The following is a 23,011-nucleotide window of genomic DNA, read 5'->3' as shown; positions in this document are numbered from 1 at the left end:
CAAGGAATCGCACGTGTTGACCTGGCTGAAAAATCGCTTGCAACGCTCTGGGCTCACCGCCTACATCACCCACCCGGACTGTCTGCAGCACAATATGGGCGTGGGCCACCCGGAATGCCCGGAGCGCCTGATCGCCATCCGCGATCAACTCATGGCGTCGCAGATACTGGACGGGCTGCAGGAGATCGAAGCGCCGGAAGTCACCGAACAGCAACTGGCGCGCGTGCATCCTCCGCACTATCTCGAATATCTAGAGTCCTGCTCTCCCAGCATAGGCACTTTTCGCGTGGACCCGGACACCGCGATGTCCGCCGGCACGCTGCAAGCCGCCCGACGCGCCGCCGGCGCCGTGGTCAAAGCGGTGGAACTGGTGGCCGAAGATAAAGCGCCCAACGCCTTCTGCGCCGTGCGCCCGCCCGGCCATCACGCCGAAAGCGGCAAGGCGATGGGCTTCTGCTTCTTCAACAATCTGGCGATCGGCGTCACCCACGCGCTGGCCCACTATCAATTCGAACGAGTGGCGGTGATAGACTTTGACGTCCATCACGGCAACGGCACCGAGGAAATCCTGCGCGACGACCCCAGAGTGCTGATGGTGTCCATCTTCCAGCACCCGTTCTACCCCTATTGCGGCGACGCGCCGCTGGGGCCGAACATGCACAACGTGCCGCTCAAAGCCGGCAGCGGCGGCCGCGAATTCCGCGAAGCGGTGGAGACGGTGTGGCTGCCGATCTTGCACGACTTCCGGCCGCAGATCTTGTTCATCTCCGCCGGCTTCGACGCTCACCGCGAAGACGATATGGGCTCGCTGGGGCTGGTGGAGGCCGATTACGAGTGGGTAACCCGTCACCTGATGCAGATTGCCGATCTCTACGCCGACGGCCGCGTGGTATCGGTGCTGGAAGGCGGCTACGACCTGTCGGCGCTGGGCCGTAGCGTGGCCGCCCATCTGCGGGTGCTGTCCGACGGCTGACTCGGACCGCTCAAAAATAAAAGGCCGTCGCAAGCGACGGCCTTTCCATTGGCGGAACAAAGCTCAGGAGGAGCCCTTGTCCGTGCCCTTGTCGCCTATCTTGTCCTCTTGCCCCGTCAGAAGCTTGATCAGATTGGACTTATGGCGATGCACCACCAGGATGGCGATGATGATGCAGCTGCCGAAGTAAACGCTTTGCGGCCCGAGGATGAAGTAAGCGTATACCGGCGTCAGCACGCAGGCGACGATGGCGGACAGCGAGGAGATCTTCAGCACGAAAGCGACGAACAACCAGGTAGCCAGCGCTGCCAGCGCCAGCCACGGGCTAAAGCCCAGCAACACCCCCACCGCGGTGGCCACGCCCTTGCCCCCCTTGAAACCGAAGAACACCGGCCACATGTGGCCGATCAGCACCGCCAGCGCCGACATCGCGATCGCCTGCTCGCCCAGGCCGTATTGCGGCCCGAACCAGGCGGTCAGCGCCACCGCCACCCAGCCCTTGACCCCGTCGCCGAGCAAGGTCAGCGCCGCCGCCAGCTTCTTGCCGCTGCGCAGCACATTGGTGGCGCCAGGGTTGCCGGAACCGTAACTGCGCGGGTCGGCCATGCCCATGGCCTTGCTGACAATCACCGCGAACGAGAGCGAGCCGATCAGATAGGCCGCAACAACAAAGGCAAAAGCTGTCGTGGTCATGGTGTATCCATTAGAATAGAAGGCTTCGGATTTTACGGTATCGGGCGGCAAACCCCAACTCCCAGACAGACTGATGGACATCATATTCCTGCGCGAAGTACGCGCCGACACCATTATCGGTGTCTACGAATGGGAGCGGAAAGCCCCGCAAACCATTGAAATCGACCTGGAAATCGGCATTCCCAGCGAAGCGCCCTGTCACAGCGACAATATCGGCGACACCATACACTACGGCGTGGTGGTGGAACGGCTGCGCAAGGCGCTGTCCGAACAACATTTCCTGCTGCTGGAAGCGTTGGCCGAATACATCGCCAAGGTGATCCGCGAAGACTTCGGCGCGCCCTGGGCCAGGGTCTCGGTCACCAAGCTGGGCATCCTGCCCGGCGTCAAGCGCGTCGGCGTCTTGATCGAACGCGGCCACCGCCCGCGCTGAAGCCGAGCCGCCGGGCATTGACGCCCGCGCTCCGGCGCTTGATGATGTTTAGATCACAGCGCCGGAGCGCCCTATGCCTCGTCTATCCGTCCCGGAATTCCAAAGCCTGATCGACCAGGAACTACCCTTGGTCCGCCTGTTCGGCATTCGGACCGAGTCCATTGCCGACGGCGGCGCGGTGTTGCGCATGCACTTCAACCCGGACCTGATCCGGCCGGGCGGAACCATCGCCGGCCCCGCCTTGATGGCGCTGGCCGACGCCACGCTGTACGCCGTGGTGTTGGGGATGATAGGCAGGGTGGAACTGGCCGTGACCACCAGCCTAAACATCAACTTCCTGCGTAAACCGCCGCCGGCGGACGTGATTGCGGAAGGCCGCATCCTGAAGTTGGGCAAACGGCTGGCAGTGGGGGAAGTTTTGCTGCTGTCGGCCGAACTGCAAGAACCGGTGGCCCATGTCACCGGCACCTACTCGATTCCGCCGCTGTCCGGAAGCTGAAACGATGCCGGGACTTGGAGGGTATTCGCGGTCTAGGGGGCGAAAAGGAGGGGGGGGAGCAGCGCTCAGTCGGTGTTCACTTTCAAACGCAGGCCAAACTGCTTGGGCGTCAAACGCAAGGACAGCTGAGCTTGCTTGTTCAGGTCCAGCACTGGGGACAGCGACAAACGGTTGCTGACCGCTTCGCGTTCAAAGCGCAGACCGACGATGGTGATGTCCTTGCCGGCGCTCCGAGGCGCGGATTTTCTCCCCTCGTCGGACGGCGAGGCGCAAGTCCAGGCTTGCGGCAGACAAGCCTCCGCAATGCCCGCGCATCCCCACAAGCCCAGCCACAATATAAACAACTTGCACGCTATGCGCTCCATCTCCGCCAGATGAAATGCGAGAACCTCCTCTCATCATGGACACTCGCGCGCCGGCCGCAAGTTTTTTATTGATTGCGCATGAAGTCGGCGGTGTTGTGGAAGGCCTCGATCAGCTTTTGCTTCAGCCAATCCTCGGCCACCAGTTCATCCACCGCGCGGCGCATGCAGGACATCCACTGATCGCGGGCCGCCTCGTCCACCGCAAACGGCATATGGCGCATGCGCAGCCGCGGATGGCCGAAGGCTTCCATGTACAAGGACGGGCCGCCCAGCCAGCCGGACAGAAACATGAACAGCTTCTGGCGCGAACCGGCCAGATCCTGCGGATGCATGTCGCGCAGCGGCTTGACCGCCGGATCGCTGTCCATAATGTCGTAAAAACGGTCAGTCAACCAACGCACCACGCCTTCGCCGCCCAATAATTGATAGGGCGTCATTTCCCGCACTTCATCGCTCACGCTTTATTCCCCGTCGTCGGTCGCACCAACGCGGCCGCGGTTCTGGCCCGCTCGCGGGCCTGTTCCACCGTCTCAGCCGTAGCCAGCGCCACGCCCATGCGGCGCTTCAAATAACTTTCCGGCTTGCCGAACAAACGCAAGTCCGCACCCGGCACTCGCAAGGCCTCGTCCACGCCGTCAAAAGCGATGCCGGCCTCGTCCAAACCACCGTATATCACCGCCGACGCGCCGGCGCTGAACATCGCCGTATCCACCGGCAGGCCCAGAATGGCCCGCGCGTGCAGTTCGAATTCGGACCAGCGCTGAGTCGCCAGCGTCACCAAACCAGTATCGTGCGGCCGCGGGCTCACTTCGGAGAACCACACCTGGTCGCCCTTGATGAACAGCTCCACGCCGAACAAGCCCCGGCCGCCCAGCGCATCGGTCACCGCCTTGGCCACTTCGCGCGCGCGCAGCAAGGCCAGTTCGCTCATGGGCTGGGGCTGCCAGCTCTCCACGTAATCGCCGCTGCGCTGCAAATGGCCGACCGGCGCGCAGAAGTGCGTGGCGATGCCACCCGCGCCGTCCGCCGCGCGCACGGTCAGCTGGGTAATCTCGTAATCGAAATCGATGAAACCCTCGACGATCACCCGGCCCTTGTCCACCCGGCCGCTGCTGGCGGCGTATTGCCAAGCCTGGGCTACGTCCTCCGGCCCGCGCAACAGCGACTGGCCCTTGCCGCTGGACGACATCACCGGCTTCACCAGGCAGGGGTAGCCGATGCCGTCGTCGATTGCGGCTTGCAGTTCTTCCAAGCTGGAGGCGAAGGCGTACGGCGAGGTGGGCAGGCCCAGCTCTTCCGCCGCCAGCCGCCGTATCCCTTCGCGGTTCATCGTCAGATGGGCGGCGCGCGCGGTGGGTATCACCTCGGCCAGACCGTCCTCCTCGATGCGCAACAGCTCGTCGGTGACGATGGCCTCGATCTCCGGCACAATCAGATGCGGGCGCACTTGCTCCACCAGCCGGCGCAAGGCCGCGGCGTCCGACATATCGATCACGTGGCTGGCGTGGGCCACCTGCATCGCCGGCGCGCCGGCGTAGCGATCCACGGCGACGGTTTCCACTCCCAGCCGCTGCAAGGCGATCACCACCTCCTTGCCCAGCTCCCCGCTGCCCAACAACATCACCCTGACGGCACTGCGACTTTGCGGCGTTCCGATACGCATGACGATCTTTCCTGGAAATGAATGGCTTGGCCCGCCGACGGCGGACGATGGGAATCCGAATCGGCGCGATTTTACCATGCGCCGAGCATCGACTCGCTTCAGTTGAGCCTATCGCTCAAGCACGGCAAAACGCAAAATCCAGCGCCGGCGTTTCGCCGCTGATGATCTCGGCCAGCGCCCGCCCGGAACCGGCGCCTTCGGTCCAACCCAAGGTGCCGTGGCCGGTATTCAGATACAAACGCCGCAAGCGGCTGGGGCCGATCAGCGGCACATTGCCCGGCGTGGCTGGCCGCAGACCGCTCCAGAAACGCGCGCGCTCCCAGTCGCAAGCGTCACCGAACAAGGCGCGGCCGCGCTGCAACAACAAATCGCAACGCCTCGGCTCCAGATGGGTGGAATAGCCGGACAGCTCTGCGGTGCCGGCGATGCGTAATTCGTCGCCCAGCCGCGACACCACCACCTTGTGGGCTTCGTCGGTAATGCTGGCCAACGGCGCGGCGGCCGCATCCAAAATCGGCAGAGTGGCGGAATAGCCCTTGGCCGGATACACCGGCAGGCGCAAGCCGGCCTGCGCCGCCAGCAAAGGCGAATAAGAACCCAGCGCCAATACATAAGCGTCGGCCTCGATCCGCTCGTAAGCCCCGTCCGCGGTGGTAACGGACACTCCGCTCACCTCTCCATCGGCGCGCTCCAGCGCATTGATCCGCGTCTGAAAGCGGAATTCCACGCCACGCAGCGCGCAAGCCTGCGCCAGAGCGACGGTGAAGAGATGAACATTGCCGGACTCGTCGTCCGGACTCCAGCACGCGCCGCTCAACTCGGGCAGAATGCGCGCCAAGGCCGGCTCCCGCTCCAGCGCCTGCAGCGGCGTCAGCAGGCTTTTTTCCACGCCCAGTTTTTGCAGTTGCGAGCAGCCGGCCCGAGCCTGGGCCAGTTCGGCATTGGAGAACAGCAGGGTCAGGATGCCCCGCTGCAATTGCTGGTAATCGATGCCAAGCTCACGGCGCAAACCACGCAACGTATCGCGACTGTACAAGCCCAACGCCACCATCTGACGCATATTGCGCTCGCTGCGCCCCGGCAGGCATTCGCGCAGGAAATCCAGGCCCCAGCGCCATTGCCGCGCATCCAGCCTCGGCCGGATCAGCAGCGGCGCGTCGTCGCGCAACAGCCAACTCAATACCCGCCACGGCGCGCGCGGATTGGCCCAAGGCTCGGACTGACTGACCGAAATCTGGCCGCCGTTGGCGAAACTGGTTTCTCTCGCCGCGCCGCTGGCGCGGTCCACCACCACCACCTGGTGGCCCTTCTCCGCCAAAAACCAGGCGGTGGATACGCCGATGACGCCGGCGCCCAGAACAACTACTCGCATCGACTCTCCACAAAAGCCAATGGGCAAAACCCTCTTGCCCATTGACCTTGCTAGCCGCGATCTACCGTTACGGCTTCTTCGCGTGCTCGTAAACCGTCTTGCCGCGCAGATGGAAATAGTCCGACGCGAAATAGAAATTCTCGGAATGACCGACGAACAGCAGGCCGTCGGGCTTCAAGAGCGGCGCAAAGCGCTTGAGCACGCCGAACTGAGTGTCGCGGTCGAAATAAATCATCACGTTGCGGCAGAAAATGGCGTCGAACTGGCGCTTGACCGACCAGTTGCTCTCCACCAGGTTCAAACGCTGGAAGGTGATCATATTTCGCAGCTGAGCCTTGGCCTGGAAGCTGCCGTCCGGCTGCTTGTCGAAATACTTGGCGGCGTAGCCCGGCGGCAGGCGCGCCACCTTGTCGGCGGCGTAAATGCCCTTGCGGCCTGTTTCCAGCACGCTGGTGTCCAGATCGGTGGCCAGCACGCTGATGCGCGCGCCCGGCACCGCCTCCAGCGCGGTGATCGCCAGCGAATACGGTTCTTCGCCGGTGGACGAGGCCGCGCACCAGATCGCCAGTTCTCCGCCGGCCGTCGCTTTCTTCTTCAGATGCTCGGCCAGCAGCGGGAAATGATGTTCTTCGCGAAAGAAGAAAGTCAGATTGGTGGTCAGCGCGTTGACGAACTGTTCGAACTCGCGCTTGCCGCTGATCGACTCGAGGAAATCGACATAGGCGGCGAAACCGGGCAGCTTCAACTCGCGGATGCGACGCACCAGGCGGCCGTAAACCATGTCTTTCTTCGACGGGTTCAACGAAATGCCCGCTTCCTTGTAGATCAGTTTGCGAATGCGCTCGAAGTCGGCATCGCTAAACGCGAATTCACGCGTGAATTCGATCTTCGGCAAGACGACGGGTGGCAGCTTATTCATTTTGTTGTCCCCATAAAAAAGGCCCGGGCAATAGCCCGAGCCTGTATTCTACCGCGTCCGGATCACACCGAGAACGACGAACCACAACCGCAGGTGGTGGTGGCGTTCGGATTGCGGATCACGAACTGGGAGCCCTCCAGGCTTTCCTGATAATCGATTTCAGCGCCGACCAGATACTGGTAGCTCATCGGATCCACCAGGAAGGTCACGCCTTGTCTCTCTATAGCGGTATCGTCTTCATTTGCGATTTCGTCAAATGTGAAACCGTACTGGAAGCCGGAGCAGCCGCCGCCGGTAACGAAGACGCGCAGTTTCAGATCGGGATTGCCTTCCTCGGCGATCAGCTCCTGCACCTTGGAACAAGCGCTTTGGCTGAAGTTGATCGGGGACGGCATTTCAGTTGCAGCATTAGTCATGTCAAACCTCGCAATTCAGTTCCGGGGCCATGAGAAACCCGCCAACGGTCCGCCAGCGGCCTGGCTGCGCGCGCTGCGGTTTCTCAAACCCCTTCTCAAGCCGGCAGAGCGGCATTCACCCACTATTTTAGTCGGATATTGGGGCCGATGGCGAGTCTTCAAGCGAACTAGTTCTTTCCACGCATGCGCCGGTGTCTCATGGCAGCAAGGGAACGATGTCCAACCCCGCCTGCTCCGGCTGTCCAAACATCAAGTTCATGTTCTGTACCGCCTGACCGGCCGCGCCCTTGACCAGATTGTCTATCACCGACAACACCACCACGGTGTCGCCGCCCTGCGGCCTGTGCGCGGCGATGCGGCACACATTGGCGCCTCGCACCGAGCGCGTCTCCGGATGGCTGCCAGCCGGTAGCACGTCGACGAAGGCTTCACCCTCGTAGCGGCGCTCGAACAGCGCTTGCACGTCCACATCCGCCTTCAACCGCGCGTACAGCGTGGCGTGGATGCCGCGTATCATCGGCGTCAGGTGCGGCACAAAGGTTAGCCCCACCGGCTGCGCGGCCGCACGGCCCAGGCCCTGGCGGATTTCAGGCAAATGGCGGTGACCGGCCACGCCGTAAGCCTTGAAGGAATCTCCGGCCTCGGCCAGCAAGGCGCCCACTTCCGCCTTGCGCCCGGCGCCGGACACGCCGGACTTGCAGTCGGCGATCAGGCTGGACAGCTCCACCACGCCGGCTTCGATCAAGGGCAGGAAGCCCAGCTGCACCGCGGTCGGATAGCAGCCCGGATTCGCCACCAGTCGCGCGCCGCGTATGGCCTCGCGGTTGATTTCCGGCAGCCCGTACACCGCTTCGGCCACCAGATCCGGCGAGCCGTGGCTCATGCCATACCATTTTTCCCACTCGGCGACATCCTGGATCCGATAATCGGCGGCCAGGTCCACCACCCGCACGCCGGCGGCCAGCAGTTCGCGCGTCTCGTTCATCGCAATGCCATTGGGTGTGGCGAAAAACACCACATCGCAGTCCTGCAGCCGGGCTTCGTCGGGAGTGGAAAACGCCAGATCGATGCGGCCTCGCAAGCTGGGAAACAAGTCGGCCACCTTCATGCCGGCCTCCTTGCGCGAGGTGACCGCGGTCACGCGCGCCGACGGATGACCTGCCAGCAAGCGCAGCAATTCGACACCCGTGTAGCCGGTGCCCCCGACGATTCCCACCTTGATCATGCCCATTCCTTTATGTAAAAGCGCGTCGCAAAAACAACAGTGTAGGCACTGAGATGCTGCCTTGCAATATGGGAGAGAGAAAGCGGGAAAACGACAGGCAAAGAAAAAACCGCCTGACAAACGCAGGCGGTTTTCTTGAAAACAGAATTCGGCGAATTAACGCTTGGAGAACTGCTTGGCGCGGCGAGCTTTGCGCAGGCCGACTTTTTTACGCTCAACTTCACGAGCGTCGCGGGTCACGTAACCAGCAGCGGACAGAGCCGGCTTCAGAGCGGTGTCGAAGTCGATCAACGCGCGGGTGATGCCGTGACGGATCGCGCCGGCTTGGCCGGTTTCGCCGCCGCCAACAACATTCACCTTAATGTCGAAGGATTCGAGGTTCTCGGTCAGAGCCAGCGGCTGGCGGATTACCATGCGACCGGTTTCACGAGCGAAATATTCATCAACCGGCTTGCCGTTGACGATGATCTGGCCCGAACCCTTTTGCATGAACACGCGAGCAACGGAGCTCTTGCGACGGCCAGTGCCGTAGTAGTATTTACCGTTCATTTCTACGCCTTAAAATCAGATTTCCAGCACTTTCGGCTGTTGAGCAGTGTGCGGATGCTCGGAACCGGAGTACACCTTGAGCTTCTTGATCATGGCGTAACCCAGCGGGCCCTTCGGCAGCATGCCTTTAACGGCTTTTTCCAGAACGCGCTCAGGGAACTTGTCTTGCAGTTCGGTGAAGCTGCGCTCGTAGATACCACCCGGGTAGCCGGAGTGACGGTAGTACTTCTTGTCTTGTGCCTTGGCACCGGTAACGCGCAGCTTCTCGACGTTGACCACGACGATGAAATCGCCGGTATCTACGTGCGGGGTGTATTCCGGCTTGTGCTTGCCACGCAGGCGATGGGCGATCTCAGCAGCGAGGCGGCCCAAAACCTTGTCGTTGGCATCGACCACAAACCAGTCGCGTTTAACCTCATGCGGCTTGGCAGAAAAGGTCTTCATGGAACTCTTCCATCGTAATTCTTGAAAGTTACGGATTCTATTACAGCCCTGATCCAGCTGTCAAACCCTTGTGAGACAACAGAAATCCGGTTGTCGGGCGAAGATGCCCGCTCCGAGGGGGAAATGCGGTTGGAATGAAGGGTTTGACGGCGGCAGGGCAAAAAAAAAAGCGCAACATCTAGCTTTGTTGCGCCAAGTTCCACCTAAAGAAGGAGGATGGAGGAGACAACACCAAAACGCACACTTTGCATGCCACGTCCTGATGCAGGTTTCATTATCTGCATAGACTTGCTTCATTGCAAGGCTTTTTGTGCATCGCACTATAAATCGTGGCTTTTTACGTCGCAACAACAAAAATCACTGTTAAATCAACGCCAAAACTAACTCTGCACCGCAATGCAAATTGCGGGAAACCTTGTTTTTTATCTCGATTTTTCGCCTCACGACGCGACAACGGGGCCCAAGAGCCCCGTCGCGCTGTCAGACAATCAGCAAATACTTACAGCTTGATCGCTGCGGCCAAAGCCACTTCCATCATGTCGCGGAAGGTGGTTTGGCGCTCTTCGGCGCTGGTGGCCTCGCCGGTGGGGATAATGTCGGACACGGTCAGTATGCCCACCGCGCGCGCGCCGTATTGCGCGGCCACGCTGTAGATGCCGGCCAGCTCCATCTCGATGACCTTGACCTGCATTTTGTCCAGCACTTCCAGCATATTGGGCTGCACGCCGTAGAACAGGTCGGCGGAGAACACATTGCCCACCGTCACCGGCTTGCCCTGCTCCGCCGCGGTGTCCACCACGGCGCGCAGCAGGTCGTAATCGGCGATGGCGGCGTAGTCGTGGTCGTTGAAACGCATGCGGTTGACCTTGCTGTCGGTGGACGCGCCCATGGCGACGAAGAGCTCGCGCAATTTGATGTCGGGCGTCACCGCGCCGCAGGAGCCGATGCGGATGATGTTCTTGACGCCGTAATCCTTGATCAGCTCGGTGGTGTAGATGCTGGCGGACGGAATGCCCATGCCGTGGGCCATCACCGACAGGCGTTTGCCCTGGTAAGTGCCGGTGTAGCCGAACACATTGCGCACCGTGGTCACCAGCTTGGCGTCTTCCAGGAAGGTTTCCGCGATCATCTTCGCGCGCAGCGGGTCGCCCGGCATCAGCACGGTTTCGGCAAAATCGCCCGGTTGGGCGTTGATATGTGGGGTCGCCATCGTCTTTAGTCTCCAAATTCAAAAGAGCCCCGACGCGCCAACGCCGGGGCGTATTGCATTCAGCCGCGTCTCACAGGAAGGACTGGCCGTAATCCATAGGGCTCAGGCCCAGGTGAGCCGCCACGGTCTGGCCGATGTCGGCGAAGGTGGCGCGTTCGCCCAGCGAGCCGGCCGGCACGTTCTTGCCGTAGCACAGCACCGGAATATGTTCGCGAGTATGGTCCGTGCCTTCCCAGGTAGGATCGCAGCCATGGTCGGCGGACAGGATCAGAATATCGTCGTCGCCGAGCGCCGCCATCACTTCCGGCAGACGCGCGTCGAACTCCTCCAGCGCGCGGGCGTAGCCGGCGGTGTCGCGGCGGTGGCCATAACTGGAGTCGAAGTCGACGAAGTTGGCCATGATGATGGCTGGCCGCTCGCGGTGATCCCGCATCGCGCCCAGGGTGGCGTCCCACAATTGGTCAAAACCGGTGGCCTTGTGCTTGTGGGTGATGCCGACATGGGCGTAGATATCGGCGATCTTGCCGATGGACACCACGTCGCCGCCGGCCTTGGCCAGTTTTTCCAGCACCGTGGCCGCCGGCGGCTCCACCGCCAAGTCCTTGCGATTGCCGGTGCGCACAAACTGGCCCTTGCCTTCGCCGACGAAGGGACGAGCGATGACGCGACCGATATTGTAGGGCTCCAGCAGTTCGCGAGTGATCTTGCACAGCTGATACAGCCGTTCCAGCCCGAACGTCTCTTCATGACAGGCGATCTGAAACACCGAATCCGCCGAGGTGTAGAAGATGGGCTTGCCGGTCCTCATATGCTCCTCGCCCAGCCGGTCCAGAATCTCGGTGCCGGAAGCGTGGCAATTGCCCAGATAGCCGGGCAGCTCGGCCTTGGCGACGATGGCGTCCAGCAGTTCCTGCGGGAAGCTGTCGTCGTGGTCGCTGAAATAGCCCCAGTCGAACAATACCGGCACGCCGGCGATTTCCCAATGGCCGGACGGGGTGTCCTTGCCGCTGGACAGCTCGCGCGCGTAGCCGTAGGCCGCCGCGGGCTCAGCCGGGTCCATGCCCTCCGGGAAATAACCGGAAGACAAGCGGCAGGCGTGGCCCAGGCCCATGCGGGACAGATTAGGCAGGGTCAGCGCGCCGTTGCGGCCGACGTTGGCGCGGCCGGCGGCCGCCTCCATGGCGATGTGGCCCAGCGTGTTGCTGCCGGCGTCACCGAACTGCGGGGCGTCGGCGGCGGCGCCGATGCCCAGCGAATCCAGAATCAGAATGATGGCTCGTTTCATATTGCCGCTCCGGGATTACTGCTGGCGAATCTTTTGATAGACCAGCGGCAGCGCGGAAGGTGCCGCGTCAGCCAGTTGGATCGCCGCCTTGAGGCGGCGCTCCGCGTCGGCGAAACTGTTTTCATCCGCCGCGTGAATATAAGCTAGCGGCACGCCGGCGTCGATGCGCTGACCCAGCTCGACAAAGCGGGACAAGCCGACGCGGAAATCCAGCTCGTCGCTGGGCAGGCGGCGCCCGCCGCCTAGCGCGCACACCGCCATGCCGATGCCGCGGGTGTCCATGCCGCCGACGAAGCCGGCGCGTTCGGCCAGCACCGGGCGCACAATGGGAGCCGGCGCCATATGGGAATCATAGTTCTCCATGAAGTCGGCCGGGCCGCCCAGCGCGGCCACCATGCGGCCGAAGATCTCGGCGGCGCGGCCGGAGTCCAATGCGGTCTGCAGCTTGTCGCGCGCCTCGGCCTCGTCCTTGGCCAGCTTGCCCACCACCAGCATCTCGGCGCACAACGCCATGGTCACTTCATGCAAGCGCGGATTGCGTTCGTCGCCCTTCAAGTAACGCACCGCCTCGCGGGTTTCTATGCTGTTGCCGGCGGTCCAAGCCAGCGGCTGGCTCATCTCGGTGATCAGCGCGCTGGTGGCCACGCCGGCGCCGTTGCCCACCTTGACGATGCGTTCCGCCAGCTCTACGGATTTCTCCATCGTCGGCATGAAGGCGCCGGTGCCGGCCTTCACGTCCATCACCAAAGCGTCCAGGCCGGCGGCCAGTTTCTTGGACAGGATAGACGCGGTGATCATCGCCACCGATTCCACCGTCGCGGTCACGTCGCGCACCGCGTAAACGCGGCGGTCGGCCGGGGCCAGGTCCGAAGTCTGGCCGATGATGGCCACGCCTACTTCCTTGACCACGCGGCGGAACTCGTCCGGGCTGGGGAAGGGGTTGTAACCGGGAATCGCCGACAATTTGTCCAACGTGCCGCCGGTATGGCCCAAGCCGCGGCCGGAAATCATGGGCACGAAGCCGCCGCAGGCGGCCACCATCGGCCCCAGCATCAGCGACACCACGTCGCCGACGCCGCCGGTGGAGTGCTTGTCCACCACCGGGCCGGGCAGATTAAGATCGCTCCACTGCATGCTACGGCCGGAGTCGCGCATCGCCAGCGCCATGTGCACGTTTTCTTCCAGGGCCATGCCGTTGAAGTACACCGCCATGGTCAGCGCGGAGATTTGGCTGTCGGCCACGCTGCCGTCAGTGATGCCGGCGACGAACTGCTGGATGTCCTGTTGCGACAGCGCCTGGCCGTCGCGTTTCTTGCGAATGATTTCCTGAGGCAAAAACATGGCATTCTCCCTGCCTTGCGCCTGCCGCGGCGAAACCCGCCGCGTGCAATAAATAATGGCCGGGACCCAACGCCACGGCCATTGTTTGAAACAGCGAGCGATCAATAGCCGCTGATCGGCTTGACCTCTCCCCCTTCAATTTCCGCCTGCAAATTGCCCAACAGGCCGGAAGCGCCGAAACGGAAGCGCTCCGCGCTCACCCATTCCGCGCCCAGCAGATGCTCGGCCAGCTCCAGGTATTCCGCCGCCTCGGCCGCGGTGCGCACGCCGCCGGCGGCCTTGAAGCCGCAGGCACCGCCGGTTTCGCGGATGGCGGACAGCATCACGCCGGCCGCTTCCAGCGTGGCGTTCACCGGCACCTTGCCGGTGGAGGTCTTGATGAAGTCGGCGCCGGCCTGGATGGAGATCAGGCTAGCCTCGCGGATCAGCGCCTCGTCCTTCAGCTCGCCGCTTTCGATGATGACTTTCAGCGTCTTGCCTTCACAAGCGTCCTTACAGGCCGCCACCAGTTGCGCGCCCACCTCGCGCTTGCCCGCCATCAGCGCCCGGTACGGAAACACCACGTCCACCTCATCCGCGCCGTAGGCGATCGCGGCGCGGGTTTCCGCCACCGCGATGGAGATGTCCTCGTCGCCGGCCGGGAAGTTGGTGACGGTGGCCACTTTTACCTCGGGGCAGCCGGCCTCGCGCAAGGTTTTCTTGGCGATGGGCACGAAGCGCGGATACACGCAGACCGCGGCCACGGTGCCGGCTTCGCTCTTGGCCTTGCGGCACAGTGCGGCGACCTTGTCGTTAGTGTCGTCGTCGTTCAGCGTGGTGAGATCCATCAGGGACAGGGCGCGGCGCGCCGCGGCGATCAGTTCGGACATGAGCTAACAAACCTTTCAATGAGAAACGGCCAGGCGTGCTCGCCAAGCGTTCCAAAACCTCGACGCCACCGGCGGGCGGCGGCGCAAAAAACCCATTATGAAAATTTCTTCAAGTCAAAGCAATGCACAGCGACGGTGAACTTGTGCCAACGCAAACTCGGTCGCGCCTTAGAACGTGTTGACGATCTCGCGAGCTAAGGCGAGACAAGGCGAAAACGAGCGAAAAAGCGGAATGTACAGGTGGTACATGAGCATTTCGAAGTTGTTTTCAACGCCGTATCGCCGAAGCGCAGCAGATCGTCAACAGGTTCTTAGAACCTGTTCAAAGTCTCGCGAGCAAGAGCGAGACAAGGCGAAAACGGCTGAGAAAGCGGAATGTACAAGCGGTACATGAGCATTTCGAAGTTGTTTTCAACGCCGTATCGCCGAAGCGCAGCAGACTTTAAACAGGTTCTTACAAACGCCGCGCCTCCTGCACCCCACTCAACTCCATCATCCGCGACAACACCCGGCTGATGTCCTGCACCTGGCGCACCTCCACAGTGAAGCGCATGCGGGCGCGAGTGTCGCGCGACAAGGTGTTGACCCCGATCAGATTCAACTTTTCGCGCGACAACACGTCGGACAGATCGCGCAGCAGGCCGGGACGGTCCATGGCGATGATTTCGATGTCGATGGGGAAGACGCTGCTGCGCTGATCTCCCCATTCGGCGGCGATCAGCCGCTCCGGCACCTCCACCGACAACTTTTTCAGGGTCAGGCAGTTGGTGCGATGAATGGAAATGCCGCGCCCCTTGGTGACGAAACCCATTACCCCGTCCGGCGGCGCCGGCTTGCAGCACTTGGCCAGCACCGTCATCAGATTGTCCACGCCCTCGATCAGCACCCCGCCCGCGTCGTGGCCGCCCTTGCTGGCCTTGACCAGGCTTTCCGGCGCCACGTCCGCCGGCGGCGGCGGCGCGAAGCTGACGATGGCGTTGGACACCACCCGCGTGGTCAACTCGCCATGACCCAGCGCGCCGTACACTTCTTCCAGTTTGTCGTAGCCCAACTTCTCCGCCAGCGCCCCCAGATTGGGTTGCATATGGCTGTGGCGGGCCAGCTCGCGCTCAAACAACATCTTGCCGGTTTCGCGCACGGTGTCCGCGTTGAGCAGGCGGATGTGCTGGCGGATCTTGGAAATGGCGCGATGGCTCTTCACCCAGCCGTCGTGCAGCCAGTTCACCGACGGCCCGCCCTCCTTGGCGGTGATGATCTCCACCCGCTGGCCGTTTTGCAGCGGCGTGGACAAGGGCACAATCTGCCCCTCCACCTTGGCGCCGCGGCAGCGGTGGCCCAGATTGGTGTGCACCGAGTAGGCGAAATCGATGGGGGTGGCGCCAAACGGCAAGGCCATCACCCGGCCTTGCGGCGTCAATACATAGATGGTGTCGGCGAACAGCTCAGTCTTGAACGCCTCGGCCAGGCCTTCGCGGTCCGACATCTCCTCGCGCCAGTCCAGCAATTGACGCAGCCAGGAGATTTTCTCCTCATAGGCGGCGTCGCCCTTGCCGCCTTCCTTATAGCGCCAGTGCGCGGCCACGCCGAACTCGGCGTGCTCGTGCATCTCGAAAGTGCGGATCTGCACCTCCACCGCCTTATCCTCCGGCCCGATCACCGCGGTGTGCAGGCTGCGGTAATTATTGGCCTTGGGGTGGGAGATGTAGTCGTCGAACTCGCCCGGAATCGGCTGCCAGGTCCCGTGAATAATGCCCAGCGCCGTGTAGCAGTCCGGCAGCCGCTCTACCAGGATGCGCACCGCGCGGATATCGTAAAGCTCGCAGAAATCCAGCTTTTTCTTCTTCATCTTCTTCCAGATGGAGAAGATGTGCTTGGGCCGGCCGGCGACTTCCGCCTTCACGCCGGCGTTCTTCAGCTCCGCGCGCAAGGTGTTCAGCAGCCGGTCGATATAATCGATGCGCTCCAGCCGGCGCTCGTCCAACAGCTTGGCGATGCGCTTGTAGCTGTCCGGCTCGGTATGGCGGAAGCCCAGGTCCTCCAGCTCCCACTTGATCTGCCATACCCCCAGGCGGTTGGCCAGGGGCGCGAACAGGTCCAACGTCTCGGTGGCGATGCGGCGGCGCACCGTCTCGTCCGCCACCTCGGCCAGGTAGTGCATAGTCTGGGTGCGCCAGGCCAGCTTGATCAGCACCACGCGGATATCCGCCACCATGGCCAGCAGCATCTTGCGCATGGTTTCCGCCTGACGCGCGCGCTCCTCCGGCGTGGAAAGCTTGTCGATACGCGCCAGCTCGGTGATGCGGCGCACGCCGTTGACCCCTTCCACCAGCACCGCCACCGTGGGGTTGAAGGTTTCGGAGAGCCAGACCTGCCAATCCTCGCGGTAATCCGAAGCGGCGAACATCAAGGTGGCGACGATGGCGTCCGGCAACAGATTCAGATCCGCCACGATGGCGGCGGCGGCCACCGCGTGGTTGAACAAGTCCTCGCCCGTCTGGGCCATGGTCTTGCCGCAGTACAAGGCGCGCGCCTCGTCAAAGGCGCGAGTGAGCATCGCCTGCTCTTCCCCGCTGAGCGAAGAAGACAAGCCCTCCAGCCAGCGCTGCGGATTAGCCGCGTCTGCCAGGGTGTCAGCCATCGAACGAACTACGGAAACCATATCAACCCAGTAACTCAATCAAATCGTGTTTCGACAGCGCCCGGCTACTCGGCCAAGCGCAACAACAGCCGGCGCACCGGCGCGGGCACACCGGCGTCCGGCGCTTCCGCCAACGGCAGCCACTGGCCGTTGTCCTCCATCGCCGCGCCGCCGTTCAAGCCATCCAGGCGCGCCGGCAACGGCGTAATGATCAAACGATAATGCGTGAACACGTGTTCCAACTCCGGCCAGGCCGGCAAGGCGTCGCCCTGCCCCGCCCGCTGCAGCCAGTCCTCGGCCTGCATCGAGGTCTCGAACTCCGGCAGCGACAACAACCCGCCCCAAATACCGGAAGGCGGTCGCCGCAGCAGCCATACCTTGTCCTCGTGCGTGGCCAGCAGCATCACCGTATGGCGCGTGGGCACCGTTTTCTTCGGCCGCCGCGTCGGCAGTTCGCCAGTGCGTCCCTCCCCCGCCGCCACACAGCCATCCACCATAGGGCAGACGGTACAGGCCGGCTTGCCGCGGCTGCACACCGTGGCGCCCAAGTCCATCAAACCTTGAGTGTAGGCGCTCATCAGCGCCGCCTCCCGCGGCAGCAGGTCTTCGGCCAGCCGCCACAAGCGCTGCTCCACCGCCTTCTCGCCGGGAAAGCCGTCAATGCCAAAGCAACGGGTCAACACCCGTTTGACGTTGCCGTCCAGAATGGTCTCCCGCTGGCCAAAAGCGAAAGAAGCGATTGCCGCGGCGGTGGAACGCCCCACGCCGGGCAGGCGCTCCAGTTGCTGGCGCTCGGCCGGGAAGCCGCCGCCAAACTCGGCCATCACCATCTGCGCCGCCTTGTGCAGATTGCGCGCCCGGCTGTAATAGCCCAGGCCGCTCCACAGCGCCAGCACATCTTCCTGCGGCGCGGCGGCCAAGGCCGCCACGTCCGGAAAGCGGGCGAGAAAGCGCGGGTAATATTCCAGCACGCTTTTGACCTGGGTCTGCTGCAGCATGATCTCGGACAGCCAGATCCGGTACGGGTCGCTGACCTGCCACGGCAAATCATGGCGTCCATGCGTTTTTTGCCAGGCGGTCAGCCGCGCGGCGAATGAGCTGTGCAACATCATCTATCATCTTGAATCGAACCGGATATGGTAGCGGAAACCCTCGCTGTCACCAAGCAGCCTCCGGACAAATAAGTTAAAATCAAAGAATTGCTTAAAAGTCTGCTTACTCAAGGAAGTTCCATGTCCAGTTTCCGTTCCCGCCAGCGTGCCAATATGCGCCGCGATTTCAATAGCCGCGACAATGAGGCCAGTTCGCCGGCAGGCGGAGACAGCCCGGCCGGTAAAAGCCCCGTGATCCAGAAGAAAGCGCCTTCGGCCGACGCCTCGCCGCGCGCGCCCTATTCCGGCCCGCGCCCAGGCAACGCCAAGCCCAACTGGCAAGACCGCGGCCCAGGACAGGGACAAGCCCCGCGAGACGGCGGCAAGCGCGGCCCCTACCAAGGACGCGACCAACAGGCCGGGCGCGACAAGCCCTATGGCAACGAACGCCGCCCGCAAGGCCAGCAGCGCTTTGAACGCAACGAAGGCCAAGATAATTTCAAGCAGGACCGCTTCAATAAAGAGCGCGGCAACAACTGGCAGCCACGCAGCTTCGCCCGCGACGGCGAAGAGCGCCCGCAAGGCAGCGGCCCCAAAAAGCCCTTCCATCACCGCGAAGACCGCGAGCCGCGCGATTACAGCCGAGACCGCGGCCCATCCGGCCGCAAACCGCTGAACGCCGCCGCGGACGTGGAACAAGAACGCAAGCCTTACAGCCGCGACCGCGGCCCGTCCGGCCGCAAACCGCTGCATCTGGAGCGGGACGGCGAACAAGGCGCGCCGCAAGGCAAACCGCGCTGGCAACAACGCGACGGCGAACGCCACGTGGATCAGCCGCGCAAACCGTTCAACCTGTCCGCCGACCGAGAGCAGCGCTTCCGCCGCGACGACGCCGAACAATCCCCGCGCAAGCCGTGGCAGCAAAACGAGCCGGCGGAACGCAGCGAGGGCGGCCCGCGCAAACTGTTCAGCAAGCAGGCCAACCGCGACCACAACTTCCGTCGCGACGACGCAGAACAAGCGCCGCGCAAACCGTGGCAAGAGCGCCAGCATGGCGAACGCCACGATGAAGCGCAACGCAAGCCCTTCACCCCGTCCGCCGAGCGCGAAAACCGTTTCCGCCGCGACGACGCCGAGCAAGCGCCGCGCAAGCCGTGGCAGCAAAACGAGCCGGCTGAACGCGACGAGGGCGGCCCGCGCAAACTGTTCGGCAAATCCGCCGAACGCGACAACCGCAGCCGCCGCGACGACACCGAAGCAGCGCCGCGCCAGGACCGTCCTCAAGGCGAACCGGCCGAGCGTAGCGAAGGCGGCACGCGCAAGCTGTTCAGCAAGCCGTCCTACCGCGACAACGACGTCCGCCGCGACGACGCCGAACGCGCGCCGCGTCAATGGCAACAGGAAGAACGCCCGCGCCACGAGCGTCGTGAAGGCGAAACTCGCCAACAGTTCGGCAAACCCGGCGCCGGCAGCCTGAAGCCGCTGGGCGACCAACACCGCGTGGAAACCCGCGGAGAACACCGCTACGCCGACGCGCCGCGCCACACGCCGTCCGAACGCCAAGCCCCGAGCCTGACCCAGGTGCGCGACAGCGTGCTGTCCTTGTTCGCCCCCTGCCCGCGCGGCCTGGAAGCCATTCTGGCCGACGAGTTGCGCGGCCTGGGCGCGCGCGACATCGCCGCCGCCGACGGCGGCGTGGCCTTCGCCGGCGACCGCGATCTGCTGATGGCGGCCAACCTGCACAGCCGCACCGCCAGCCGCGTGCTGCTGCAACTGGCCCAGGGCGGCTACCGCAACGAGCAAGACATCTACCGCCTGGCGATGAACGTGGACTGGCCGCGCTGGTTCGACGTATCCAACAGCATCAAGCTGAAGACCGACGCCATCCGCTGTCACTTCAAAAGCCTGGACTTCATCTCGCTGAAGGTGAAGGACGCGATCTGCGACCGCTTCCGCCAGGCGCAGCTGGGCCGTCCCAATGTCGATACCCGCCACCCGGACGTGCGCGTCCATGTCTTCCTGACCGAAGACAGCGCCACCATCTACCTGGACACCAGCGGCGAACCGCTGTTCAAGCGCGGCTGGCGCCAGGAAACCGGCGACGCGCCGCTGCGTGAAAACCTGGCCGCCGGCATCCTGATGCTGACCGGCTACAACGGCAGCCAGCCGCTGCTGGACCCGATGTGCGGCAGCGGCACCTTCCTGGTGGAAGCCGCCGACATCGCGCTGAACCGCGCGCCGGGCCGCCAACGCAAATTCGCCTTCCAGAAACTGCGCGGCTTCGATTCCGCCAGCTGGGAAAAACTGCTGCTGGACGCCCAGCACGCGGAAAAACCACTGGCCAAGCTGGCGATCAACGGCTCCGACCGCGACCAGGCCATCATCAACGTCGCCAAGGACAACCTGGAACGCGCCGGCCTCTCCGGCCTGGTGGAACTGGAGGCGATGGACGTGCTGGACGCCCGTCCCAACGGCGAAAACGGCATCCTGGTGGCCAACCCGCCCTACGGCGTGCGCATGGACGAACTGGACCAGCTGGCCGAGTGGTATCCGCTGCTGGGCGACTGGCTGAAAGCCCACTTCGCCGGCTGGCACGCCAACCTGTTCAGCGGCGACCTGCGCCTGGCCAAGCTGGTCCATCTGTCGCCCAAGCGCCGCACCCCGCTGTACAACGGCTCGCTGCAATGCCGGCTGTTCGTTATCAATATGGTGGAAGGCAGCGCCCGCAAGGAAAAACCGGGCGAGCAGGCCGAAACCATCGAGCAGGACGATCACGCCGCGGAGTAACACCGCGCGCGGACAGCAAAACGGCGAGCCATGGCTCGCCGTTTTTCATGGAGCACTCCCGCGGAGTGCCCCAAGATTGAACCATGCGGTGTTTAAGCCGTTTTGAGGTCCATGGCCTCCGCCCGCTCCTCGATCGCCGCCTCCACCCACTCGTTCAAGCTCTTGGACTCGGCCGACGCCGCTGCCGCCGCCATTTCATGCAAGCGCGGCGCAATGCGCACATTGAATTTTCCCGAATAGGTTTTAAGAGGCTGCAGCCCCTTCTCGCGGCATGCGTCCAGATACACGCGCAGCGATATTTCGGCTTCTCGTTTGAGGCTTGCGACATCGCCTGCATAAAAATCCGCTCCGCCGCTCAAGCCCAGAAACTCGCCGCGAAACATGTCGATTTCCGGGTCATAGCTGATCACAGCTCGGTAGCCTTCAATCTGTAGAATATTCTTCATGGTGTCACCCCGTTGGTTTCCAGCCATTTTCTAATTGCGGCCACCGCGCCTTTGTCCGTATCCGGAGAAGGATGGGGCCGATGAAACACCCTCACCACACCGAATAAGGCAACGCAGATACGCGACCCTTCGCGCTCCTCGATCTCCGCGCCAAGCTCCAAAAACAAAGCCTCAATATCGCTCCACCGGATATTGGCGCTGATTGGACGCGTGAAGATCAACTGCAAGGTGATCAAGTGTTTTCGTTTCACACCCAACTGGTACCATAAATCAGTACCAAAATCAATATCATCGGATAAGACCGACAACACAGCACAGCTGGACGCTGCCGCTTGACCCCACCCAGCCCATCGGCAACAATCGCCGCGTGCCGTTTCACTTAACGGCGCTTGGGCTTAGCAGCCAAATTGGAATTAGGGCGGGCGCCGCTGCTTAGCAGCCGCGTCCGGAATGCCATTGTCTTGCCATCCGGCTGGCCGTGGCGGGGAGGCCTAGTGCCTGCCGGTTCCCTTTTTCCCGGTCTGCTAACCTCGTCACGCGCCTGCCTGCCCGTTTAGCAGCGAGCAGACAAGCGGACCACGAAAAAGGAGCGTTCCCCATGTTGGTTCTACCCTTGTTCAGCTATCCCCCGCCCCGCGACACGCCAGCCCGCGCCCCGCTTCCGGAGGCTCAGCCATGAATCCCATCCCCAGCCTCATCGAACTAGACCGCCTGATCCAGCAGCTGCACGCGCAGCGCCTCTGCAAACCCGAACTGGAACGGCTGGCACAATGCAGCCAACACGTCCACGACATCTGTCACACCGCCTCGCTGGAACTGGGCCAGATCAGCAGCGCGCTGGCCGGGCTGCTGACGCTGCTGGACCAGTCCGAGATCGAGCATCTGGAGCGCGAGCAGGTGTATTGTCTGCTCGAACCCTTTGCCCGCCGCTTGCAACAGGCTTATGAAGCGTTGCAGGAACTGAGCTAAGCCCGCCAACGCCCGCCAGCCGCGCCTGACGGGCAGACTGAGGCGGCAGGCCAAACGAATAAAACCATCGCAATCCGGACTAACCCATTCGGCATCGCCATGAGATAATCCCGCCCGAACGCGCGCTTAAAAATCCAGAGCCTTACGCACAGGGCCTGCGCGCCATTGACACCACTCAACGCTGCAAGCACACACCATGCAAACCTCTTTTCTGTCCGCCACCGTCCTGCTGATCCTGATCACCGATCCGCTGGGCAATATTCCGCTGTTCATCGCCGCACTCAAGCAGGTCAAACCGGAGCGCCGCCGCCGCGTGGTCTATCGCGAATGCCTGATCGCCTTCCTGGTGCTGTCCGCCTTCATGTTCTTTGGCCGCAACTTCCTGGACCTGATGCATCTGACCGATGATTCGATGCGGGTGGCCGGCGGCGTGATCCTGTTCCTGATCGCCATCAAGATGATCTTCCCCGGCGAGGGCAGCGTGTTCGGCGGCGACAAGATGCACGGCGAGCCCTTCATCGTGCCGATCGCCGTGCCGTTGATCGCCGGCCCGTCGGCGATGGCCACCGTGCTGCTGATGTCCACCCGCGAACCGGAGCGGATGCTGGAATGGCTGGGGGCGCTGACCATCTGCATGCTGGTGACGCTGCTGGTATTCCTGTTTTCCGGCAAGCTGCAAAAGCTGCTGGGCGAGCAGGCGATCACCGCGCTGGAGCGGCTAATGGGCCTGGTGCTGACCGCGATCTCGATTGAGATGCTATTGGGCGGCGTGGCGTCCTACATCAAGCAGTTCCACTGAGCTTCACACTCCTAGGCGGCCCTAG

At 62.9% G+C, this 23,011-nt stretch carries 24 protein-coding genes; 6 read left to right on the top strand and 18 right to left on the bottom strand.

Translation table 11 applies throughout. From position 1 onward, the window contains the following. The first annotated feature begins 13 nt into the window (after nucleotides 1–13). Entirely contained in the window at nucleotides 14–973 is a 960-nt protein-coding gene (locus B0T39_RS00250; RefSeq protein ID WP_244269578.1) for a histone deacetylase family protein, read from the top strand. A 63-nt stretch (nucleotides 974–1,036) separates the two neighbouring features. Here B0T39_RS00250 and plsY read toward each other — a convergent pair whose 3' ends face one another. Next, nucleotides 1,037–1,666, bottom strand: a complete 630-nt coding sequence (gene plsY, locus B0T39_RS00245; RefSeq protein WP_081544283.1) for a glycerol-3-phosphate 1-O-acyltransferase PlsY — start codon at nucleotides 1,664–1,666, stop codon at nucleotides 1,037–1,039. Between the two features lie 73 nt (nucleotides 1,667–1,739). Between plsY and B0T39_RS00240 the strand changes: the two genes are divergently transcribed. After that, nucleotides 1,740–2,099 (top strand): dihydroneopterin aldolase, encoded by a 360-nt coding sequence (locus B0T39_RS00240; RefSeq protein ID WP_048415680.1) that lies wholly within the window; start codon nucleotides 1,740–1,742, stop codon nucleotides 2,097–2,099. 73 nt (nucleotides 2,100–2,172) lie between these two features. Next, nucleotides 2,173–2,598, top strand: a complete 426-nt coding sequence (locus B0T39_RS00235; protein ID WP_081544282.1) for a PaaI family thioesterase — start codon at nucleotides 2,173–2,175, stop codon at nucleotides 2,596–2,598. A gap of 65 nt (nucleotides 2,599–2,663) precedes the next feature. Here B0T39_RS00235 and B0T39_RS00230 read toward each other — a convergent pair whose 3' ends face one another. From B0T39_RS00230 to mutY, 15 genes are all read right to left on the bottom strand, one after another. Continuing rightward, on the bottom strand, nucleotides 2,664–2,942 hold the full coding sequence (locus B0T39_RS00230) for a hypothetical protein (protein WP_141111017.1): 279 nt from the start codon (nucleotides 2,940–2,942) through the stop codon (nucleotides 2,664–2,666). 86 nt (nucleotides 2,943–3,028) lie between these two features. After that, on the bottom strand, nucleotides 3,029–3,421 hold the full coding sequence (locus B0T39_RS00225) for a group II truncated hemoglobin (RefSeq protein ID WP_254894454.1): 393 nt from the start codon (nucleotides 3,419–3,421) through the stop codon (nucleotides 3,029–3,031). After that, nucleotides 3,418–4,626, bottom strand: a complete 1,209-nt coding sequence (gene purT, locus B0T39_RS00220; RefSeq protein WP_081544280.1) for a formate-dependent phosphoribosylglycinamide formyltransferase — start codon at nucleotides 4,624–4,626, stop codon at nucleotides 3,418–3,420. Before purT ends, B0T39_RS00225 begins: the two co-directional genes overlap by 4 nt. A 115-nt stretch (nucleotides 4,627–4,741) precedes the next feature. Then, nucleotides 4,742–5,998, bottom strand: a complete 1,257-nt coding sequence (locus B0T39_RS00215) for a D-amino acid dehydrogenase (RefSeq protein WP_081544279.1) — start codon at nucleotides 5,996–5,998, stop codon at nucleotides 4,742–4,744. Between the two features lie 67 nt (nucleotides 5,999–6,065). Beyond that, nucleotides 6,066–6,917 (bottom strand): CheR family methyltransferase, encoded by an 852-nt coding sequence (locus B0T39_RS00210; RefSeq protein WP_019102897.1) that lies wholly within the window; start codon nucleotides 6,915–6,917, stop codon nucleotides 6,066–6,068. A gap of 62 nt (nucleotides 6,918–6,979) precedes the next feature. Further along, nucleotides 6,980–7,312: an iron-sulfur cluster insertion protein ErpA gene (gene erpA / locus B0T39_RS00205; RefSeq protein WP_019102898.1), complete on the bottom strand. Its 333-nt coding sequence runs from the start codon at nucleotides 7,310–7,312 to the stop codon at nucleotides 6,980–6,982. A gap of 217 nt (nucleotides 7,313–7,529) precedes the next feature. Beyond that, nucleotides 7,530–8,558 carry an N-acetyl-gamma-glutamyl-phosphate reductase gene (gene argC / locus B0T39_RS00200; protein WP_081544278.1) on the bottom strand — a complete coding sequence of 343 codons (1,029 nt, stop codon included), beginning with the start codon at nucleotides 8,556–8,558 and terminating at the stop codon, nucleotides 7,530–7,532. A 156-nt stretch (nucleotides 8,559–8,714) separates the two neighbouring features. Then, nucleotides 8,715–9,107, bottom strand: a complete 393-nt coding sequence (gene rpsI / locus B0T39_RS00195; protein WP_019102900.1) for a 30S ribosomal protein S9 — start codon at nucleotides 9,105–9,107, stop codon at nucleotides 8,715–8,717. A gap of 15 nt (nucleotides 9,108–9,122) precedes the next feature. Continuing rightward, nucleotides 9,123–9,551 carry a 50S ribosomal protein L13 gene (gene rplM / locus B0T39_RS00190; RefSeq protein WP_081544277.1) on the bottom strand — a complete coding sequence of 143 codons (429 nt, stop codon included), beginning with the start codon at nucleotides 9,549–9,551 and terminating at the stop codon, nucleotides 9,123–9,125. A 499-nt stretch (nucleotides 9,552–10,050) separates the two neighbouring features. After that, nucleotides 10,051–10,761 (bottom strand): purine-nucleoside phosphorylase, encoded by a 711-nt coding sequence (gene deoD, locus B0T39_RS00185; protein ID WP_081544276.1) that lies wholly within the window; start codon nucleotides 10,759–10,761, stop codon nucleotides 10,051–10,053. 70 nt (nucleotides 10,762–10,831) lie between these two features. Continuing rightward, entirely contained in the window at nucleotides 10,832–12,046 is a 1,215-nt protein-coding gene (locus B0T39_RS00180) for a phosphopentomutase (protein WP_081544275.1), read from the bottom strand. A gap of 15 nt (nucleotides 12,047–12,061) precedes the next feature. Next, nucleotides 12,062–13,387 carry a thymidine phosphorylase gene (gene deoA, locus B0T39_RS00175; protein WP_081544274.1) on the bottom strand — a complete coding sequence of 442 codons (1,326 nt, stop codon included), beginning with the start codon at nucleotides 13,385–13,387 and terminating at the stop codon, nucleotides 12,062–12,064. 101 nt (nucleotides 13,388–13,488) lie between these two features. Continuing rightward, the gene (deoC, locus tag B0T39_RS00170; RefSeq protein ID WP_081544273.1) at nucleotides 13,489–14,256 is read right to left on the bottom strand and encodes a deoxyribose-phosphate aldolase; all 768 of its coding nucleotides are present in this window, start codon (nucleotides 14,254–14,256) and stop codon (nucleotides 13,489–13,491) included. 454 nt (nucleotides 14,257–14,710) lie between these two features. Then, on the bottom strand, nucleotides 14,711–16,915 hold the full coding sequence (locus B0T39_RS00165) for a RelA/SpoT family protein (protein WP_081544272.1): 2,205 nt from the start codon (nucleotides 16,913–16,915) through the stop codon (nucleotides 14,711–14,713). Nucleotides 16,916–16,959: 44 nt separating this feature from the next. Next, nucleotides 16,960–18,000 (bottom strand): A/G-specific adenine glycosylase, encoded by a 1,041-nt coding sequence (mutY, locus tag B0T39_RS00160; protein ID WP_081544442.1) that lies wholly within the window; start codon nucleotides 17,998–18,000, stop codon nucleotides 16,960–16,962. A gap of 1,566 nt (nucleotides 18,001–19,566) precedes the next feature. Between mutY and B0T39_RS26545 the strand changes: the two genes are divergently transcribed. Next, on the top strand, nucleotides 19,567–20,772 hold the full coding sequence (locus B0T39_RS26545) for a THUMP domain-containing class I SAM-dependent RNA methyltransferase (RefSeq protein ID WP_254894461.1): 1,206 nt from the start codon (nucleotides 19,567–19,569) through the stop codon (nucleotides 20,770–20,772). A gap of 92 nt (nucleotides 20,773–20,864) precedes the next feature. Here the strand turns inward: B0T39_RS26545 and B0T39_RS00150 are convergent, their stop codons facing one another. Both B0T39_RS00150 and B0T39_RS00145 read right to left on the bottom strand, forming a co-directional pair. Continuing rightward, on the bottom strand, nucleotides 20,865–21,245 hold the full coding sequence (locus B0T39_RS00150; RefSeq protein ID WP_240937247.1) for a type II toxin-antitoxin system HicB family antitoxin: 381 nt from the start codon (nucleotides 21,243–21,245) through the stop codon (nucleotides 20,865–20,867). After that, nucleotides 21,215–21,454, bottom strand: a complete 240-nt coding sequence (locus tag B0T39_RS00145) for a type II toxin-antitoxin system HicA family toxin (RefSeq protein ID WP_254894453.1) — start codon at nucleotides 21,452–21,454, stop codon at nucleotides 21,215–21,217. Before B0T39_RS00145 ends, B0T39_RS00150 begins: the two co-directional genes overlap by 31 nt. Nucleotides 21,455–21,893: 439 nt before the next feature. On the opposite strand from B0T39_RS00145, the gene B0T39_RS00140 reads away from it, so the two are divergent. Both B0T39_RS00140 and B0T39_RS00135 read left to right on the top strand, forming a co-directional pair. Further along, nucleotides 21,894–22,187 carry a DUF1484 family protein gene (locus B0T39_RS00140; RefSeq protein WP_081544269.1) on the top strand — a complete coding sequence of 98 codons (294 nt, stop codon included), beginning with the start codon at nucleotides 21,894–21,896 and terminating at the stop codon, nucleotides 22,185–22,187. A gap of 196 nt (nucleotides 22,188–22,383) precedes the next feature. Beyond that, a complete protein-coding gene (locus B0T39_RS00135) occupies nucleotides 22,384–22,986 on the top strand; it encodes a MarC family protein (RefSeq protein WP_019100349.1) in 603 nt (200 codons plus the stop codon). The last annotated feature ends 25 nt before the right edge of the window (nucleotides 22,987–23,011 follow it).

Origin of the sequence: Chromobacterium haemolyticum, assembly GCF_002081825.1 — a bacterium.
Taxonomy (GTDB): Bacteria; Pseudomonadota; Gammaproteobacteria; order Burkholderiales; family Chromobacteriaceae; genus Chromobacterium; species Chromobacterium fluminis.
This window is presented reverse-complemented; position numbering and strand designations above follow the sequence as displayed.

Bases quoted from the DNA above. Each gene is read 5' to 3' on its own strand.
- B0T39_RS00135 (WP_019100349.1), top strand. From the start codon at position 22,384: ATGCAAACCTCTTTTCTGTCCGCCACCGTCCTGCTGATCCTGATCACC.
- plsY (WP_081544283.1), bottom strand. From the start codon at position 1,666: ATGACCACGACAGCTTTTGCCTTTGTTGTTGCGGCCTATCTGATCGGC.
- B0T39_RS00215 (WP_081544279.1), bottom strand. From the start codon at position 5,998: ATGCGAGTAGTTGTTCTGGGCGCCGGCGTCATCGGCGTATCCACCGCC.
- rplM (WP_081544277.1), bottom strand. From the start codon at position 9,551: ATGAAGACCTTTTCTGCCAAGCCGCATGAGGTTAAACGCGACTGGTTT.
- B0T39_RS00140 (WP_081544269.1), top strand. From the start codon at position 21,894: ATGAATCCCATCCCCAGCCTCATCGAACTAGACCGCCTGATCCAGCAG.
- B0T39_RS00235 (WP_081544282.1), top strand. From the start codon at position 2,173: ATGCCTCGTCTATCCGTCCCGGAATTCCAAAGCCTGATCGACCAGGAA.
- rpsI (WP_019102900.1), bottom strand. From the start codon at position 9,107: ATGAACGGTAAATACTACTACGGCACTGGCCGTCGCAAGAGCTCCGTT.
- B0T39_RS00210 (WP_019102897.1), bottom strand. From the start codon at position 6,917: ATGAATAAGCTGCCACCCGTCGTCTTGCCGAAGATCGAATTCACGCGT.
- deoA (WP_081544274.1), bottom strand. From the start codon at position 13,387: ATGTTTTTGCCTCAGGAAATCATTCGCAAGAAACGCGACGGCCAGGCG.
- B0T39_RS00180 (WP_081544275.1), bottom strand. From the start codon at position 12,046: ATGAAACGAGCCATCATTCTGATTCTGGATTCGCTGGGCATCGGCGCC.
- B0T39_RS00150 (WP_240937247.1), bottom strand. From the start codon at position 21,245: ATGGCTGGAAACCAACGGGGTGACACCATGAAGAATATTCTACAGATT.
- B0T39_RS00240 (WP_048415680.1), top strand. From the start codon at position 1,740: ATGGACATCATATTCCTGCGCGAAGTACGCGCCGACACCATTATCGGT.
- deoC (WP_081544273.1), bottom strand. From the start codon at position 14,256: ATGTCCGAACTGATCGCCGCGGCGCGCCGCGCCCTGTCCCTGATGGAT.
- argC (WP_081544278.1), bottom strand. From the start codon at position 8,558: ATGATCAAGGTGGGAATCGTCGGGGGCACCGGCTACACGGGTGTCGAA.
- B0T39_RS00165 (WP_081544272.1), bottom strand. From the start codon at position 16,915: ATGGTTTCCGTAGTTCGTTCGATGGCTGACACCCTGGCAGACGCGGCT.
- deoD (WP_081544276.1), bottom strand. From the start codon at position 10,761: ATGGCGACCCCACATATCAACGCCCAACCGGGCGATTTTGCCGAAACC.
- erpA (WP_019102898.1), bottom strand. From the start codon at position 7,312: ATGCCGTCCCCGATCAACTTCAGCCAAAGCGCTTGTTCCAAGGTGCAG.
- purT (WP_081544280.1), bottom strand. From the start codon at position 4,626: ATGCGTATCGGAACGCCGCAAAGTCGCAGTGCCGTCAGGGTGATGTTG.